Here is a 16,306-nt window from a genome sequence, read left to right as displayed (position 1 = left end):
GGTCAGTTGAGGGCGCCGACCCTGCCGTAGTGCTCGGAGTCGGAGTCGGTGGAGGCCCCGGTTGCTGCGCGCGCTGTTCCCGTCGCTCCCGTGCGGAAGGTGCGGCGGTAGCCGGTCGGAGTGACGCCGAGGGCCGTCTGGACGTGCTGGCGCATGGACTGGGCCGTGCCGAAGCCGGCGTCCGTGGCGACCTGGTCCATGGAGAGGTCGGTGGATTCGAGGAGGTGACGGGCGCGTTCGACGCGTTGCTGGGTGAGCCACTGGCCGGGGCTGATGCCGACCTCCTCGCGGAAGCGGCGGGTGAAGGTGCGGACGGACATCGCCTCCTGCTCGGCCATGTCCCGGAGTTGGATGGGTTCGTGGAGGCGGGCCAGGGCCCAGGCGCGGGCGGCGGTCGTGGTCGCCACCTGCGGGTCCGGGACCGGGCGGTGGATGTACTGCGCCTGGCCGCCGTCGCGGTGGGGCGGTACGACGGTGCGGCGGGCGACGTCGTTGGCGATCGCGGTGCCGTGATCGCGGCGCACCATGTGCAGGCACAGGTCGATGCCGGCGGCGACACCGGCGGAGGTGAGGACGTCGCCGTCGTCGATGAACAGGACGTCCGCGTCGACCTCGATCTGCGGGAACAGCTCCTGGAAGCGTTCGGCGTCGGCCCAGTGCGTGGTGGCGGGGCGGCCGTCGAGGAGGCCGGCGGCGGCGAGGACGTAGACGCCGGTGCAGATGGAGGCGAGGCGGGTGCCGGGGCGGATGCGGGCGAGGGCGGCGGCGAGTTCGGGGGTGAGGACGCCCTGCTCGAAGACCGGGCCGAGTTCGTACGACGCCGGGACGATCACCGTGTCGGCGGTGGCCAGGGCCTCCGGGCCGTTCGGGACCTGGATGGCGAAGTCGGCGTCGGTGTCGACCGGGCCGGGCGGGCGGACCGAGCAGGTGACGACCTCGTACAGCAGCCGTCCCTCGGCGTCCCGGGGACGGCCGAAGATGCGGTGCGGGATGCCCAGCTCGAAGGGGAGGAGACCGTCGAGGGCGAGGACGACGACGCGGTGCGGGCGGTACTCCGGCTCGGACTCGGGTTCACGGCTCATGGCCCAATCCTAGCGAATGCTGTCCTTCGGGCCAGTGGCTCGGAAAGGGGAGAGGCCGGAAGCTGTATGTCGTGACCCAGACAAGCGAAGCCGCCACCGCCCTGAGCGGGCCTCGGCCCACCCGACGGCGCATCCATCGCGCATGGTTCGTCGCCGCCGTCACCTTCGTGACGATCATCGGCGCTGCGGCCTTCCGCTCGCTGCCCGGGCTGCTGATCGATCCGCTGCACCAGGAGTTCGGCTGGTCGCGGGGCACGATCGGGGCCGCGGCCTCCATCAACCTCGCGCTGTACGGGCTGACGGCCCCCTTCGCGGCGGCGCTGATGGACCGCTTCGGCATCCGGCGGGTGGTCGCGGTCGCGCTGACCGTGATCGCGCTGGGCTCGGGCCTGACGGTGTGGATGACGGCGCCGTGGCAACTGCTGCTGTGCTGGGGCCTGTTGGTGGGTCTGGGCAGCGGTTCGATGGCGCTCGCGTTCGCCGCGACGGTCACCAACCGCTGGTTCACCACGCGGAAGGGCCTGGTCACCGGCATCCTCACCGCCGCCTCGGCGTCCGGTCAACTGATCTTCCTGCCGCTGCTGTCCTGGATAGTCGAGGAGCACAGTTGGCGACCGGCGGCGGTGACCGTGTCCCTCGCCGCCCTCGCGGTCGTGCCCTTCGTCTGGCTCCTGCTGCGGGACCACCCGGCGGACGTGGGCGCGAAGCCGTACGGCGCACCGGAGTTCGTACCGAAGCCGGAACCGGTCACGGGCGCGGCCCGCCGTACGGTCACCGTGCTCTTCAAGGCGGTCCGCACCGGCCCGTTCTGGCTGCTGGCCGGCACCTTCGCGATCTGCGGCGCGTCCACGAACGGCCTGATCCAGACCCACTTCGTGCCCGCCGCCCACGACCACGGCATGCCCATCACGGCGGCGGCCTCGCTGCTCGCGGTGATCGGCGTCTTCGACGTCGTCGGCACGATCGCCTCCGGCTGGTTCACCGACCGCTTCGAACCCCGCCGCCTGCTCGCCGTCTACTACGCCCTGCGCGGCATCTCCCTCCTCTTCCTTCCCATGCTGCTGGCCCCCACAGTCCACCCCCCGATGCTCTTCTTCATCGTCTTCTACGGCCTCGACTGGGTCGCCACGGTCCCGCCCACCCTCGCCCTGTGCCGCGAGCAGTACGGCGAGGACAGCGCGATCGTCTTCGGCTGGGTCCTCGCCTCGCACCAGATCGGCGCGGCGCTGGTCGCCTTCCTGGGTGGGGTCGCACGGGACGCGTTCGGGTCGTACGACATGGTCTGGTACGTGTCGGGGGCGCTGTGCGCGGTGGCGGCGCTGATGGCGCTGGTGATCCGGCGCCGGGGTGCGATGCCCACGGTGGGGGCGGTGGCGGTGGCGGCATGAGGAGGGGCCGGCTGCCCTGCCCTGCCCTGTCCGTCAGCCGGCCGACTGCCCTGTCCGTGAGCCGGTCAGCCGGTCAGCCGGTCAGCCGGTCGTCGTCCGTACGGGCGCGCTGCTCCGGCCGTGGCCCCGGCCGCTGAGTTCGGCGTCGAAGGTCTCCTGGGCGACGCGCATGGCCTCGGCGTACTCGGGTTGCCGCAGCCGTTCCCACATCTCGGCCTCGGGGACGTCCTCCACCTGGGCGACCACCCACCAGATGGTGCCGAAGGGGTCCTTGACCCGGCCGCCGCGCTGTCCGAAGGCGTGATTGGCGAGGGGGGTGACGACCTGGGCGCCGGCGTCGACGGCCCGGGCGAAGGCCTGGTCAGCGTCGGGCACGAACACGCGCAGCAGGCTCGGCAGCACGGGCCAGTCCGGGCTTCGGTCGAAGGCCAGCACGACGGTGTCCCCGACCCGGATCTCCCCGTGCCCGATCGCCCCGCCCTCGGTCACCACCCGCCCCAGCTCCTCCCCGCCGAACGCGGCGGCGACGAAGTCGAGAAAGGCTCCGGTGTCGTCGGTGACGACCCAGGGCGCGACGGTGGTGTAGCCGTCCGGCGCGGAGGAGGCATCGGCATGGGTGTGCTGTCGGTCGGTCATCGGGGTGCCCTTCGTCGCTGCCGGATGTTCGGCTGTCGGCGCGACGGTAGGGGCGGGTTAGGCCGGCTTCTGTCCTACTGGCGACCGCTCGGCTCCTGTCCTGGTGACGTTCAGAGAAACCGGCCCCGGTGGAACAGCAGCGGAGCCGCGTCCCCGTCGCCCGCCACCCCGAGCCCGTCCACCCGTCCCACCACGATCAGATGGTCGCCCCCGGTGTGCACCGCGTGGATCGTGCAGTCGACCCAGGCCGCGGTGCCGGTGAGGCGCGGGGAGCCGGAGACGGGGGAGGTGTCGTACGGCACGCCGGCGAACTTGTCCGTGCCGCTGACCGCGAAGCCGCGGCACAACTCGCCCTGGTGGGCGCCGAGTACGTTGACGCAGAAGACGCCGGCGCGGGCGATGCGGGGCCAGGTCGTGGAGGTGCGGCCGACCATGAAGACGACGAGCGGCGGGTCGAGGGAGAGGGCGGAGAAGGACTGGCAGGCGAAGCCGGCCGGGCCGGGCTCGCCGGTGGCCGCGGGGGCGGTGATCACGGTCACGCCGGTCGCGAAGTTGCCCAGTACGCGCCGGAATTCACCCGGGTCGACCGGTGCCCGCTCGTCGTCCGCGACGCACCGGAGCTCCGGCCGCGGCAGCGCCTCGACAGGCTGCGCGGCCGGAGCGCTTCCGGCAGACCCGGCCGAGCCGGCCGACCTGAGGTAGCGGACGGCGGCCGCTGCGGCCCCTGCTTGTCCCATCACCCACCCATTGAAGCTGACGGTTCATCAGATAGGAAGGGGTGCGCGCCCGTGCCTGCCCCGGCTTGCCCGGACGCCTGCCTTGACGGCCGATTCACAGCTTCCCGGGCAGAACATGGGAGTCACGTCGCCGCACGGACCCCCTGAAGTCACCTCCGGCACACCCGCCGTCAGCAGTGTTGCGGAACGACCGCTCCCGGTAACCACCGGTGGGCTGCCGTGACTTGAGGAGCCCGCACCCGATGAACCGTCTCACCGCACGCGGCGGCGCCCTGGCCGCCGTGGCCGGCGTCGCTCTCGCGCTCGCCGCCGCCCTGCCCGCGCAGGCCGCCGACTCGACCGTGACCGAGTCCCAGTGGCTGGCCGACGTCGCCGCCGTCACCGGCCCCGCGCAGACCTACATCGACTCCCGCGCCGCCGCCAACACCTCGGGCGCCAAGCAGGCGATCGTCCTCGACATCGACAACACCTCGCTGGAGACCTACTTCGAGGGCGGCATCACGCCCCCCGCCACCCCGCCGGTCCTCGCCCTCGCCCAGGACGCACACGCCAAGGGCATCAGCGTCTTCTTCGTCAGCGCCCGCAGCAACCTCTTCAACGTGGTCACCAAGTCCAACCTGACCTCGGTCGGCTACACCGTCGACGGCCTCTACGCCCGCACGGTCGCCCAGTTGCTGACCGAGTCCATCGCCGACTTCAAGACCTCGCAGCGCAAGGCGATCGAGGCGAACGGCTACGACATCATCGCCAACATCGGCAACAACACGACCGACCTGACAGGCGGCTACGCCGACACGACGTACAAACTCCCGGACTACGACGGCCTGTTGGACTGACGACCCCGGTGGGCGCCCCGGGTCACCGCCCCCGGTACTCGGGGCTCCTGCGCTCCACGAAGCTCGCCACGCCCTCCCGCGCGTCCTCCGTCGTCATGTTGATCTCCTGGGCCGCCGCCTCCGCCGCGAAGGCGGTCGTACGGTCGCCGTCCAGGGACGCGTTGACGAGCTGCTTGGTGAGGGCGAGGGCCCGGGTCGGGCCGGTGGCCAGGCGTTCGGCCCACTCCCGGGCCGTCTTCTCCAACTCCCCGTCCGGTACGACCCTGTTGACGAGGCCGAGCCGTTCCGCGTCCGGCGCGGTCAGCGCGTCGCCGAAGAACATCAGCTCCTTCGCGCGCTGTGGGCCGATCAGCCGGGGCAGCAGATACGCGCCGCCGCCGTCCGGGACCAGGCCGCGCCGGACGAACACCTCGATGAACCGCGCCGACTCCGCGGCCAGTACGAGATCGCAGGCCAGGGCCAGATGGGCGCCCAGGCCTGCCGCCGTGCCGTTCACCGCGGCGATCACCGGTTTCTCGCAGTCCAGGACGGCGGCGATCAGGCGTTGCGCGCCCTGGCGGATCACGCGGGCGACATCACCGGCGATCCGCTCCTCGCCCGCTGCCCCGCCGCGCAGATCCGCGCCCGCGCAGAAGCCGCGTCCGGTGCCGGTGAGGACCACCGCCCGTACGGAGGGGTCCGCCGACGCCTCGGCCAACAGGCTTATCAGGCGCTCCCGTTGGGCCGGGGTGATCGCGTTCAGCGCCTCGGGCCGGTTGAGGGTGAGGTACGCGACCTGCCCCGCGACGGTGTGCACGACCTCGGCAGTGGGCTCACTCATCGGCACACCGCCAGCGCGTCCAACGCCACCGCGCCCTGCCCCCGGGGCAGCACCATCAGCGGGTTGATGTCCAACTCGCAGAGCACATCGCCCAGTTCGAGGGCCATCCGCTGCACGCGCAGGATCACCTCCACCAGTGCGTCCAGGTCGGCCGGCGGTCGCCCCCGTACCCCGTCGAGCAACGGCCGCCCGCGCAACTCGCCGAGCATCTCGGCCGCCTGGTCCTCGCCGAACGGCGGCACCCGTACCGCCACGTCCCGCAACACCTCCACCAGGACCCCGCCCAGCCCGACCGTCACCGTCGGCCCGAACAGCTCGTCCTGGGTGACGCCGACGACCATCTCGACGCCCCGTTCGACCATCTGGCAGACGAGGACACCGTCGAGGGTCACGTCCTCGTAGCGCGCGATGTCCGTCAACTCTCGGTAGGCGTCCCGGACTTGGCTGGCCGACGTCAGCCCTACCTTCACCAGGCCGAGCTCCGTCTTGTGCGCGATCTCCCCGCCCGACGCCTTCATCACCACCGGATACCCCACCAGCCCCGCCGCCCGTACGGCCGCTGCCGCGCTGGTCACCAACTGCTCGCGCGGGACCCGGATGCCGTAGGCCCGGAGCAGTTGCTTCGCCGCGTGCTCGCTCAGTTGCTGGCCGGGGCGCATCAGGGCCTGGGCCTTGCGGAAGGAGGGGGAGACGGTGCGGGGGGCCTCGTCGAAGGGGGAGCGGTAGGCGCGGACGAAGCGGTGGTGGGAGAAGTAGGCGCGCAGCGCGGTGATGCAGTTGCCCACGGTGCGGAAGGTGGCCACTCGCGACGAGCCCAACAGCACTTCGCGGTACGCCGGTTCGGTGCCGACCGGTGAGCCCCACACCACGCACACCAGCTTGTCCGTGCGCTCGGCCGCGGCCACCAGGTCCGCCACCAGGTGGTCGCTGAGCGGCGGGAACGGGCCGGTGATCGGACACACCAGCACCCCGACCTCCGGGTCGTCGAGGATCGCGTCGATGATCTTCCGGCCGCGCCAGTCGCCCACCGGGTGACCGCCGTTGTCGACCGGGTTCGCCACGCTCAGGTACGGCGGTATCCACTCGTGGAGTTCGGCCTGCTTGGCCTCCGACAGTTGCGGGAGATGCAGACCCGCCTGGCTCGCCAGGTCGGCGAAGTGGGCGCCCGTGCCGCCGGAGATCGAGTACACGACCACCCCGTCGGCCGAGGGGGCCTTCGCCCGCGCCAACAGGGCGGCGGTGTCCTGGAGTTCGTCCAGGCCGTCGACGCGGATCACGCCGAACTGACGCATCGCCGCGTCCACCACCGTGTCCGCGCCGGTGAGTTTGCCGGTGTGGGACGCGGCCGTGCGGGCGCCGGTCTCGGTGCGGCCGACCTTGACCGCGATCACCGGGACCTTGCGGCGGGCGGCGCGGTCGGCGGCGAGGAGAAAGGAACGGCCGTCCTTGAGACCCTCCACGTAGCAGGCGATGGCGCCCACTTCGGGGCGCTCGGCGAAGTAGGAGATGAAGTCGGCGGTCTCCAGGTCGGCCTCGTTGCCGGTGGGGGCCCAGTGGGAGAGGCGGATGCCGAGTTCCTGGAGCGCGAAGACCGGGCGGCCCTGGTGGCCGGACTGGGTGATGAGGGCGATCGCGGGGCCGTCGAGGTCCTCGCGGAAGTTCTCGAAGGCGTTGAGGTTGGTGTTCGGACCGAGGAGTCGGAGCCCCGACCGGCCGACGGCGGCGGCGAGTTGGGCCTGGGCCAGGGCGCCGGCCTCGCCCGTCTCGGCGAAGCCGGACGCGAAGGCGACCGCGAACTTCACCTTCGCCTCGGCGAGTCGCTCGATCACGGGGAGCGGGTCGGCCACCAACACCACGGCCAGGTCGACCTGTTCGGGAAGATCGGAGATGGAGGGGAAGCAGGGGACGCCGAAGACCGTGGCGCGAGTGGGGTGCACCGGGTGGAGACGGGCCCCCACCCGCCCTGCCCAGGCCATGAGTTGGCGGGTGATGCCCGTGTTCGGGCGTCCCTCCGCATCCGAGGCGCCGATCACGGCGACCGACTCGGGGCGGAAGAAGCGGTCCAGATCGGGTACGTCGGCGTACAACGGCCGTCCGCCGACGTCGAGATCGTCGACGTCGGCGGGCCTGCCGTGGACGGCGGGGCCGGGTTGCTCACCGCAGGCGATGACCCGGGCCCGGCGGGAGTCGGTGGTGAGGGTGCCGTGGGTTGATCCAAGCATCGGTCCGCCCCGCTCCTGTATGACGGCAAAGTCAACTGACGCAGTGTCAGATTACTGAACTGACACTGCGTCAGGAACTGTCGTGCACGCAAAGAACGCAGATGCCTCGGTTCGCGGCGCGGAATCCCTAAGCCAGTTGGCCCTTGCGCACGCTCTTGGCGACCGACTTCGCGATCTTCTCCGCGTCGATGGCCAGTTCGCGGAACATGCCGCTGATGGGGTTGGTGAAGCCGGTGAAGTACAGGCCGGGCGCGTCCTTCGGGGTGTGCGGGCCGTTCACGACCGGCTTGCCGCGGGCGTCCAACACGCCCAGGTGGCCGACGAGTTGCTCCAGGGAGCGGAGGTATCCGGTGGCCGCGATCACCGCGTCGGGACCGATGCGGTCGCCGCCGGCGAGGACCACCTTGCCGTCCTCGAAGCTCTCCACGGTCGCCACGACCTCGACCTTCCCCTTGCGCACCGCGTCGATGAGCCCGACGTCCTGCACGGGGATCGACCCCTCCTTGACCCGGCTGTACAGCCCGGTGTCGGGGCGCGGCAGCCCCTGCTCCGTCAGGTCCGGCATGGTCAGCTTGGCCACCGGCCCCGCGAGCCGGTCGACCAGACGGACCGGCAGCCGTCGTACGAGAATGCCCGTGTACTGGGCCGCCCAGCCCGCGGTCGAGCGGCGCAGGATGTGCGGAACCGTGCGGACGGCGAGCCGGACGCGGGACGCGCCGCCCTCCACCAGGTCCACGGCGATCTCCGCACCCGTGTTGCCGACGCCGACGACCAGGACGTCCCGGCCGGCGAAGGGCTGGGCGTTGCGGTAGTCGGCGGCGTGCAGGAGTTCGCCGGTGTAGGTGTCGCGGCCGGGCCAGTCGGGGATCCGGGGGGTGTGGTTGGTGCCGGTGGCGACGACGACCGCGCGGCCGGTCAGCTCACGGCCGCCGGTGGCGTGCAGCAGCCAGCCGGTGTTGTCGGCCGAGCGCTCGATGCGGGAGACCTCGACGCCGGTGACGATCTCCAGCTCGTGGACCTCGGCGTACTTCTCCAGATAACGCACCACGTCGTCCCGCGAGACCCAGCGGCCGAACCGGCGCGGCATCGTGAGTCCGGGCAGCCCCGACAGCCGACGGGTGGTGTGCAGGTGCAGGCGGTCGTAGTGGCCGCGCCAGGACGCTCCGACCCGGTCCGACTTCTCCAGTACGACGGCACGGATGCCCTGCGCGCGCAGCGCGTACGCGGCGGCGAGTCCGCCGGGGCCGCCGCCGATGACGTACACGGGGCGGTCTGCGTGGTTCTGCGGCGCCGGGGTCGGGGACGCTGGGGAGTCGGCCATGAGCGCGAGCGTAATCACGTCCCACGTTGATGGGTCTCGGTCAAGCCCGGAATTGGTTGCGGATTGATCACGGGTGTGGAGGACCGGGTGAGATCGGTGGCGTAGAGCCTCTGGTTGTGAGGGGTGGATGCGGGTGGCGGATGCGGGTCCGGAAAAGCCACGACGCCGAGCCCGCACCGTGCGCGGAGGGACTCGGCGTCGTGGGGCGGTGACCGGAATGTATGACGGGAAACCGGCACCGCGTCCTGGGGGCCTGTCGGAGGCCGGGGGCTACTTCTTCTTCGGGCCCCGGTAGCCGGTGACCTTCGCGATCCAGGTGATGAAGTCGCCCGGGTCGGTGTTGGCGCCGTGGCCCTCGTCCCAGTAGTAGATGTGGTTCACGTCGTCGCCCAGGTTGTCGAGGCGGGCGGCGAGGTTGGCGGCGACCGTCAGCGAGGTGTCCGAGTCCTTGGTGCCGAGGCGGATCCACCAGTGCTTGGAACGGTTCGGGTTGACCTTCTCGACCAGGTGGAACATCGGGTTCATCAGGTCGAGCTTCGCGGGGACGTCGCTGGCGACGCGCTTGCTGGCGAGTCCCGTCGAGTCGTTCTTCGCGCCGTACGCCGTGAAGTGGCGGGCCAGGGTCGTGCCCGTGCCGAACTCGTTGTTCTCGCCGGCGGACAGGTCGAAGGCGTCGAAGGCGGGGGTGTCCTTCTTGCGGGCGCCGACGTGGACGAGGAAGTCGGCCCAGGTGAAGGTGGCTTCGCTCCCGTCCCAGGTGATGAAGGTGTTGGCCTTCAGGTAGGTCGCGCGGGCGGAGTCGGAGAGGGCGGCGAGGTAGGTGGTCGCCGACGGCTCCAGGTACTGCTCGACCATGTACGCGTCGAGGTTGCGGGCGTTCAGCGGACCGAAGCCGCCCAGGCCGCGCAGCTTCAACCCGGCCTGGTACTCGGCGAACTGTGCCTGCAGCGCCTTGGAGACCGTCTGGTCGACGAGCTTGCCGGTGCTCAGGTTGTTGGCGCTCCAGTTCCACTCGTAGGCGCCGTCGGCGTGCTCCAGGTCGGTGATCGGGCACCAGGCGCCGGTCGCGAAGATCGCGTCGGAGGCGTCGGCGGCGCCGATCCCCTTCAGGTAGGTGTCGTAGATCGGGCTGTCACCGGAGGCACCGAGCAGCGAGGACAGCGCGCCGCCGGCACTGGTCCCGGCGGATACTATCCGCTCGACGTTGCCCGGGATGCGCCCCTTGTTGGACTTGACGTACCGGACGGCGGCCTTGAGGTCGACGATCGCGGCCGGGGCGGTGCCGTAGTACTCGCCACTGGAGTTCTTGAGGGTACGGCCGCGGGCGCCGGGCTCGATGACGACGTAGCCGGCGGCCAGCGCGAGGAGCTGGTTGCTGGAGGTCGCGCCGCCGGTGGCGTTGGTGTTGCCGTTGGCGCCGGGGGCGGCGGCGCTCGCGCTTGCGGACGCAGACGCGGACGCGCTGGGGGCGCCGCTGGGGGCCGCGCCGCCGCCCATCGCCGAACCGCCGCCGCCGACCTCGGTGGCGGTCGCGACGGAGGCGGGCAGATAGCCGCCGATGGAGTTGGCGAGCAGGATCGGCGCGTTGCTCGCGTCGACCGCCTTGCCGTCGATCTCCACCGGGGAGCTGACGATCAGCGACTGATACGTGGCGTCGACCGGCTTGGCGACGTACGTGATCGCCTTCCAGAAGTGGTAGACGACCGTGTGCTCGGTGCCCTCGGTGTCCGTGACGGTCTTCGTCAGCTTCGTGTAGGCGTCCGGGTCGAAGACCAGGGAGCCCGACGAGGACGACGAGGAGGACGAGGACTTCGAGTCACTCGAGGCGTTCGCGCTGAGTGCGATGCCACCGACCGCCGCGACACCGGCTGTCGCGCCCAAGCCCATGACTACCGTCCTGCGCTTCACTGCCCTGTGCTTCACCGTGCTGCCTCTCGTCTTCCCGACCACTTCTTCCTGACCTTGCGCTTGCGAACGTATTCGTCGATGAACAAAATCGTCAACAATCTGCCGGGGATTCATGGGGGACCCACAGCGGCACGGCCGGACCACAGGAATTCCATGGCTGCCTCTCGGCTTTCTTCAGCTTCTGACGTACCGTCAGATTTATGGATGCGATCTGGCTCAGCGGAGCGGACTGGCTCGCGGTCCTCCGCATAGGACTCGGGCTGTGGTGGCTGGAGAGCTGGCGGCACAAGGACAAGAAGGCGTGGTTCGAGCGCGGCACGGGCATCGCCTGGGCGGCCGACGTCGCGGCCAAACACCGCTGGACCGCGGTCCGTTCGGGCTTCGACGTGATGGTGGCGCCGCGCCCGCGGACGATGTCGTACGTCGTCGTCTACGCGGAGCTGGCGATCGCCCTGGGCCTGATCGCGGGCTTCCTCACCCCGGCGGCCCTCGTCGGAGGCCTGCTCCTCAACGTCCTCTACTTCACGCTCATGATCCACGACTGGGCGGAGCAGGGGCAGAACGCGATGATGGCGCTCATCTCCCTCGTGGCCCTGTTCGCGATGTCCTGGCAGGTGTGGTCGGTGGACGCGGCGCTGGGATGGTTCTGATGCCCGACGCGACCCCGCGCCACGACCTTCCCGAGCCGGACGCGTTCACCCGCACCTACTGGGAGGCGGCCGCACAGGGCCGACTCCTGATCCGCCGCTGCGCGGACTGCGGCCGCCCCCACCACTACCCCCGCGAGTTCTGCCCCCACTGCTGGAGCGACAACGTCACCTGGGAACCCGCGAGCGGCCACGCCACGCTCTACACCTGGTCCGTCGTCCACCGTAACGACCTGCTGCCCTTCGGGGAGCGGGTGCCGTACGTGGCGGCGGTGGTCGATCTCGCGGAGGGCCCCCGGATGATGACGGAGATCGTGGAGCCCGGACCCGCCGAACTACGGGCCGGAATGCCGGTCGAGGTGGCGTTCCGGGACGGGGTGCCGGTGTTCAGGCCGCGGGAAAATGACGTACCCGGTGCGCGCGACGCTTGATTCAATGGCGCGATGGCCCACATACGCGAGCGGTCTCTGCAGCACCCCTTTCCCGAGCTGAACGGTCATGGACTTCGGCTCCGCCCCTGGGACGCCGACGCGGACAGCGATGTGAGGGACTGGTTGCGCGGAGTGTCCGACCCCGAGTTCCAGCGCTGGAACACTCCGCTGCGTCCGGTCACGGATGTCGCCGGCGCCCGTGACCTGCTGCGCTCCCGCGCCGAGGACGCGCAGGACGGCGTGTGCGCGTCGTACCGCATCACGGACGCGGCCGCCGGTACGACGCTCGGGCACATCGGCGTCAACGACATCGACCACGTCCTCGGCGTCGCCCGCGTCGGCTACTGGATCCTCCCCGAGGCCCGCGGCCACGGCGTCGCGACCCGCGCACTGACCCTCGCCGCCCGCTGGGCCCTGACCGACCTGGGCCTGCACCGCCTCGAACTGGGCCACGCCCTCGGCCACGACGCCTCCTGCCGCATCGCCGAACGCTGCGGCTTCCCGGCGGAGGGGACGCTGCGCGGCGCGATGTTCGAGGCGGGCCGACGGGACGCGTTCCGTGACGTACATCTGCACGGACGCCTGGCGACGGACCCGGAGGTGCGGCTCTGATGGCCGGCGACTGGCACATCACCGAGAACCTGGACGAATTCCTCACCCGTGCCGGGGACTTCCTGCGCTCCCGCCCGGCGCTGCACACGGTCCCGCTGACCGTGACGAACGCGCTGCGCGCACGGGGGCTCCACACCTACGGCGAGGACGACCCGGTCTTCGGCGTACTGGAACGCGACGGCACCGTATGCGCGGCCTTCTTCTGCACACCCCCGGGCCCCTTGACGCTGACGGCCCTCGCGCCCGCGGAGGCCACCGCACTGGCAGTCCAACTCGCCGACCGGGGCGACGAGTTGCCGGGAGTCACCGGCGAACGGGACACGGCGGCGTCCTTCGCGGAGGCGTGGGCACGGCGGACCGGAGCCGTGTCCGAGCTCCAGATGCGTCAACGCCTCTATCGCCTCGGTGAGTTGACGATCCAGGAGCCCGCTCCATCGGGCCGCCCGAGAGTCGCGAAGGCAAAGGATCGCGAACAACTCATGCGCTGGTACGTCGAGTTCGCCGAGGAGGTCGGAGCGGTCGGCGCCAAGCTGCGGCCCGGCGAGTGGGCCGATGCGCGTCTCGCGTACGGCGGGGCCACGTTCTGGGAGACCGCGGACGGTACGCCGGTGTCGATGGCCGGGGTCACGGCGAAGGTGGCCGGTCAGATCCGGGTGGCGCTCGTCTACACCCCGGCGGACCTCAGGGGGCGGGGCTACGCCGGTGCGGTCACGGCTGAGGTCAGCAGGGTCGCGCGGGCGGCGGGCGCTGAGGAGGTACTCCTGTTCACCGACCTGGCCAACCCGACGAGCAACGCCCTGTACCAGCGGATCGGGTACCGCCCGGTGGAGGACTTCGCCGAATACGACTTCCGGTGATACTCGACCCATGGCAACGGGAACGGAACCGGATCTTCACGAGCTGCTGAAATCCCTGCGGGTGTGGGCCCCGGAGGTGACCAAGCTGCCCCCGCTGGACCCGGCCGCGGCGCCGGACACCCCACTCGCCCTTTTCACCACCTGGTTCGCGGAGGCGGTGGCGGCGGGCGAGACCGAACCGCATGTGATGTCCCTGGCCACGCGGGACGGCGACCCGGAGACGGACGGCGGGGGCCTCCCCGACGTACGGATGGTGATGCTCCACGGCGCGGACAACGACGGCTGGTCCTTCGCGACCCACACCACCAGCCGCAAAGGCCACCAACTCACCACCTTCCCCTACGCCGCCCTCTCCTTCTACTGGCCCCGCCTCGGCCGCCAAGTCCGCCTACGAGGCCCCGTCATCCCCGCGACACCGACCGAATCCCAGGCCGACCTGCACGCCCACTCCACCGGCGCCCTGGCAGCGGCATTGACCGGCCACCAGAGCGAAGTCCTCTACTCCTTGGGCGAGTTGACGCGAGCGTCGGAAGAAGCCTGGGAACTAGCCCAACGAGAACCGGAGACGCCGGCCCCGTCCTGGTCTCTGTATCGCGTGTTTCCGGACGAGGTCGAGTTCTTTCAAGGCGATGCGCTACGGAGGCATGTACGCCTGAGCTATGTCCGGGAGGAGCGGGGTGGTTGGTCGACGGGGTTGCTGTGGCCCTGAGTTGTGATGTGCGGGTTGGGCCACTCGCTTCTTTGTCAGTGTCGGGCTTCCGCGGCCCGAGTAAAGGGCGCTCCCTGCGGTCGCGTCGGCTGCGCCGATTCCGCTGCGCTCCACCCTTGACTCGGTCCGCTCCAGCCCGTTTGAGAAGCGAGCGAGCGGCCCGGAGGAATGGGTGGCCGAGGTATGAGTTCCCTTGCCGGTACTGCGTTCTGGGCCGGGGTGAGGGAGCGCGCTCGCGCCTCGCCAGCACGCCGGGCTGGCTTAGCGGCGAACGGAGAGTGGGGACTTCCGGAGCAAGACTCCGGGCCTGCGTGCGCAGGGGCGCGCTGGCGCCTCGCCAGCACGCCGGGTCGGCTCGGCGGCCAACCCCTGGTGGGGACTTCGCAAGAAGACGGCGGGTCGGCAGGAGGGCTCCGGGTCGGCAGGGAGGTTCCGGGGCAGGAGGGTGGGCCTGAGGCAGTCGGTCGGTCCTGCGCTGAGCTGGCCTCGGCCGTCCTGGGCTGTCCTGGGCTGGTGGGGGCCCGGCCGGTGGGCCCCGTCCGCCGATCGAGTCTCTCGCCCGGGGTGCCGGTCCGCAGCAATGTGACGGTCGGGGGTCGAGGTGTGGCATTTCCCGGCCCCCACAGCCTTCGCCCCCGGGTCTTCCTTCCCGCTGCCGACCGTGTCCTGTCTGGAAGCTGGGGTCTTTCCTAACCGGTCAAAGCCCGTGACGGTGGTTAGTTTTACCCCCAGCCTCCAGCACCCACCCACCACCCACCACCCACCACCCACCACCCACCACCCACCACCCACCACCCACCACCCACCACCCACCACCCACCACCCACCGGCCACCACCCACCGGCCACCGGCCACCGGCCGTGGGCCGCTGAGCCAACCGATCCGGTGTGCAGACGAGACGCGAACGCACCTCTGCTCGCGCAGGCCGGGGTCTCGTAGGGAAGTCCCCGCCCGCCGTTGGCCGCTGAGCCGACCCGGCGTGCTGGCGAGACGCGACCGCGCCCCTGCATCCGCAGTCCGGAGTCTTGCTCCGGAAGTCCCCACCGGGGATTGGCCGCCGGGCCGGCCCGGCGTGCAGGCGAGACGCGACCGCGCCCCTGCGTCCGCAGGTCCGGGGTCCCGTAGGGAAGTCCCCACTCGCCGTTGGCCGCTGAGCCGGCCCGGCGTGCAGGCGAGACGCGAACGCGCTCCCTCCACCCCGGCCCAGAACGCAGTACCGGCAAGGGAACTCATGCCTCGGCCCCCCATTCCTCCGGGCCGCTCGCTCGCTTCTGAAACGGGCTGGAGCGGGCCGTGTCAAGGGTGGCCCGCAGGGCCATCGCCGCAGGCGACGCGTAGCGCAGCGGAGCGCCCTTTACTCGGGCCGTGGAAGCCCGACACTGGCTAAGAAGCGAGTGGCCCAACGTCCACTGGTGCTCACCATCGTCACCAACACGCCTTCGTCGAGTCGCAGGCAGGGGGTGCGTTGGCATCGAGGAGAAGGCGGGGAGACTGCGAACGTGCATGAGCTGATCACCTGGACCGAGTTCCTCCGCGCCGTCCGTTGAGGCGTGCGGACGGCGTCGTAGTCGCGGTGTTGATCGGTTCTCTCGCCTCCTGTGGCAGCGGTAAGACCGACAAGGCGCCTTCGATCACCGCGCCCGAGGTGTTCTATCTGCGTCCCGTCGGCGACAACTCCGGGCCTCACGACAAGGCACCCTTCGAGTTCTCGGCCGACAACGGCAAGACCCTCACCGTGGACGTACTGCCCGGCGCGGAGCCAGCGGTCGTACTGCGGAAGAGCGGGAACTGTACGGGCAGCCCCACGCATGTGACGTGTGAGGTGGGTTCCGACTACGACAGTTCGACGGGGAGCGGGAGTGTCTCCCCGGTCGCGGCCAAGGGCAGTACGCCGGGGGAGGGGATGCGGCATCGAAGGGCTGAAACCGGGCAAGACCCAGACCCTCACGTTCACGATGCGCCTCGGCGACCCGGGCGAAGGCACCCTGACCCTCCAGGACCAGCGCCCGGCCCATGACTGGTACGTCGACGACCGCGACCCGGACCCGACCAACGACAAAGCCGTCATCACGGTCCGCCCCGACCGTTGAACTGCCCGGC

General features: G+C 70.9%; 15 protein-coding genes. 8 read left to right on the top strand and 7 right to left on the bottom strand.

Going from position 1 to position 16,306, the window contains the following annotated elements; all coding sequences use genetic code 11:
• Window positions 1-2: 2 nt before the first annotated feature.
• Window positions 3-1,082, bottom strand: a complete 1,080-nt coding sequence (locus OG223_RS23315; RefSeq protein WP_329251880.1) for a GlxA family transcriptional regulator — start codon at window positions 1,080-1,082, stop codon at window positions 3-5.
• Between the two features lie 71 nt (window positions 1,083-1,153).
• Here OG223_RS23315 and OG223_RS23310 point away from each other — a divergent pair, with 71 nt between their 5' ends.
• A complete protein-coding gene (locus OG223_RS23310) occupies window positions 1,154-2,470 on the top strand; it encodes an MFS transporter (protein WP_329251877.1) in 1,317 nt (438 codons plus the stop codon).
• A gap of 81 nt (window positions 2,471-2,551) precedes the next feature.
• On the opposite strand, the gene OG223_RS23305 is transcribed toward OG223_RS23310, so the two are convergent.
• Complete coding sequence (locus OG223_RS23305; protein WP_329251875.1) at window positions 2,552-3,106, bottom strand: VOC family protein; 555 nt, start codon at window positions 3,104-3,106, stop codon at window positions 2,552-2,554.
• A gap of 110 nt (window positions 3,107-3,216) precedes the next feature.
• On the bottom strand, window positions 3,217-3,843 hold the full coding sequence (locus tag OG223_RS23300; protein WP_329251872.1) for a flavin reductase family protein: 627 nt from the start codon (window positions 3,841-3,843) through the stop codon (window positions 3,217-3,219).
• Window positions 3,844-4,085: 242 nt separating this feature from the next.
• Between OG223_RS23300 and OG223_RS23295 the strand changes: the two genes are divergently transcribed.
• Window positions 4,086-4,679, top strand: a complete 594-nt coding sequence (locus OG223_RS23295) for an HAD family acid phosphatase (RefSeq protein WP_329251869.1) — start codon at window positions 4,086-4,088, stop codon at window positions 4,677-4,679.
• Window positions 4,680-4,701: 22 nt separating this feature from the next.
• On the opposite strand, the gene OG223_RS23290 is transcribed toward OG223_RS23295, so the two are convergent.
• From OG223_RS23290 to OG223_RS23275, 4 genes are all read right to left on the bottom strand, one after another.
• On the bottom strand, window positions 4,702-5,499 hold the full coding sequence (locus OG223_RS23290) for an enoyl-CoA hydratase/isomerase family protein (protein ID WP_329251866.1): 798 nt from the start codon (window positions 5,497-5,499) through the stop codon (window positions 4,702-4,704).
• Complete coding sequence (locus OG223_RS23285) at window positions 5,496-7,721, bottom strand: acetate--CoA ligase family protein (RefSeq protein ID WP_329251863.1); 2,226 nt, start codon at window positions 7,719-7,721, stop codon at window positions 5,496-5,498. The genes OG223_RS23290 and OG223_RS23285 overlap by 4 nt, the downstream gene beginning before the upstream one ends.
• Before the next feature lie 127 nt (window positions 7,722-7,848).
• On the bottom strand, window positions 7,849-9,042 hold the full coding sequence (locus OG223_RS23280) for a flavin-containing monooxygenase (protein WP_329251861.1): 1,194 nt from the start codon (window positions 9,040-9,042) through the stop codon (window positions 7,849-7,851).
• A 270-nt stretch (window positions 9,043-9,312) separates the two neighbouring features.
• Complete coding sequence (locus OG223_RS23275) at window positions 9,313-10,929, bottom strand: subtype B tannase (RefSeq protein ID WP_329251859.1); 1,617 nt, start codon at window positions 10,927-10,929, stop codon at window positions 9,313-9,315.
• A 221-nt stretch (window positions 10,930-11,150) separates the two neighbouring features.
• Between OG223_RS23275 and OG223_RS23270 the strand changes: the two genes are divergently transcribed.
• The 6 genes from OG223_RS23270 to OG223_RS23245 all read left to right on the top strand — a co-directional run bounded on the left by OG223_RS23270 (window position 11,151) and on the right by OG223_RS23245 (window position 16,296).
• Window positions 11,151-11,600 (top strand): DoxX family protein, encoded by a 450-nt coding sequence (locus tag OG223_RS23270; protein WP_329251856.1) that lies wholly within the window; start codon window positions 11,151-11,153, stop codon window positions 11,598-11,600.
• The gene (locus OG223_RS23265; RefSeq protein ID WP_443073734.1) at window positions 11,600-12,028 is read left to right on the top strand and encodes a Zn-ribbon domain-containing OB-fold protein; all 429 of its coding nucleotides are present in this window, start codon (window positions 11,600-11,602) and stop codon (window positions 12,026-12,028) included. Before OG223_RS23270 ends, OG223_RS23265 begins: the two co-directional genes overlap by 1 nt.
• A gap of 12 nt (window positions 12,029-12,040) precedes the next feature.
• On the top strand, window positions 12,041-12,640 hold the full coding sequence (locus OG223_RS23260) for a GNAT family N-acetyltransferase (protein ID WP_329251850.1): 600 nt from the start codon (window positions 12,041-12,043) through the stop codon (window positions 12,638-12,640).
• Window positions 12,637-13,497: a GNAT family N-acetyltransferase gene (locus tag OG223_RS23255; RefSeq protein ID WP_329265425.1), complete on the top strand. Its 861-nt coding sequence runs from the start codon at window positions 12,637-12,639 to the stop codon at window positions 13,495-13,497. Before OG223_RS23260 ends, OG223_RS23255 begins: the two co-directional genes overlap by 4 nt.
• 10 nt (window positions 13,498-13,507) lie before the next feature.
• Complete coding sequence (locus tag OG223_RS23250) at window positions 13,508-14,206, top strand: pyridoxine/pyridoxamine 5'-phosphate oxidase (RefSeq protein WP_329251847.1); 699 nt, start codon at window positions 13,508-13,510, stop codon at window positions 14,204-14,206.
• A 1,955-nt stretch (window positions 14,207-16,161) separates the two neighbouring features.
• Window positions 16,162-16,296 carry a hypothetical protein gene (locus tag OG223_RS23245; RefSeq protein WP_329251844.1) on the top strand — a complete coding sequence of 45 codons (135 nt, stop codon included), beginning with the start codon at window positions 16,162-16,164 and terminating at the stop codon, window positions 16,294-16,296.
• The last annotated feature ends 10 nt before the right edge of the window (window positions 16,297-16,306 follow it).

The sequence above is a fragment of the Streptomyces sp. NBC_01478 genome, assembly GCF_036227225.1.
In the GTDB taxonomy this organism is placed as follows: domain Bacteria; phylum Actinomycetota; class Actinomycetes; order Streptomycetales; family Streptomycetaceae; genus Streptomyces.
Note: the sequence above shows the minus strand (reverse complement) of the source record. Positions and strands in the feature narration are given on the sequence as shown.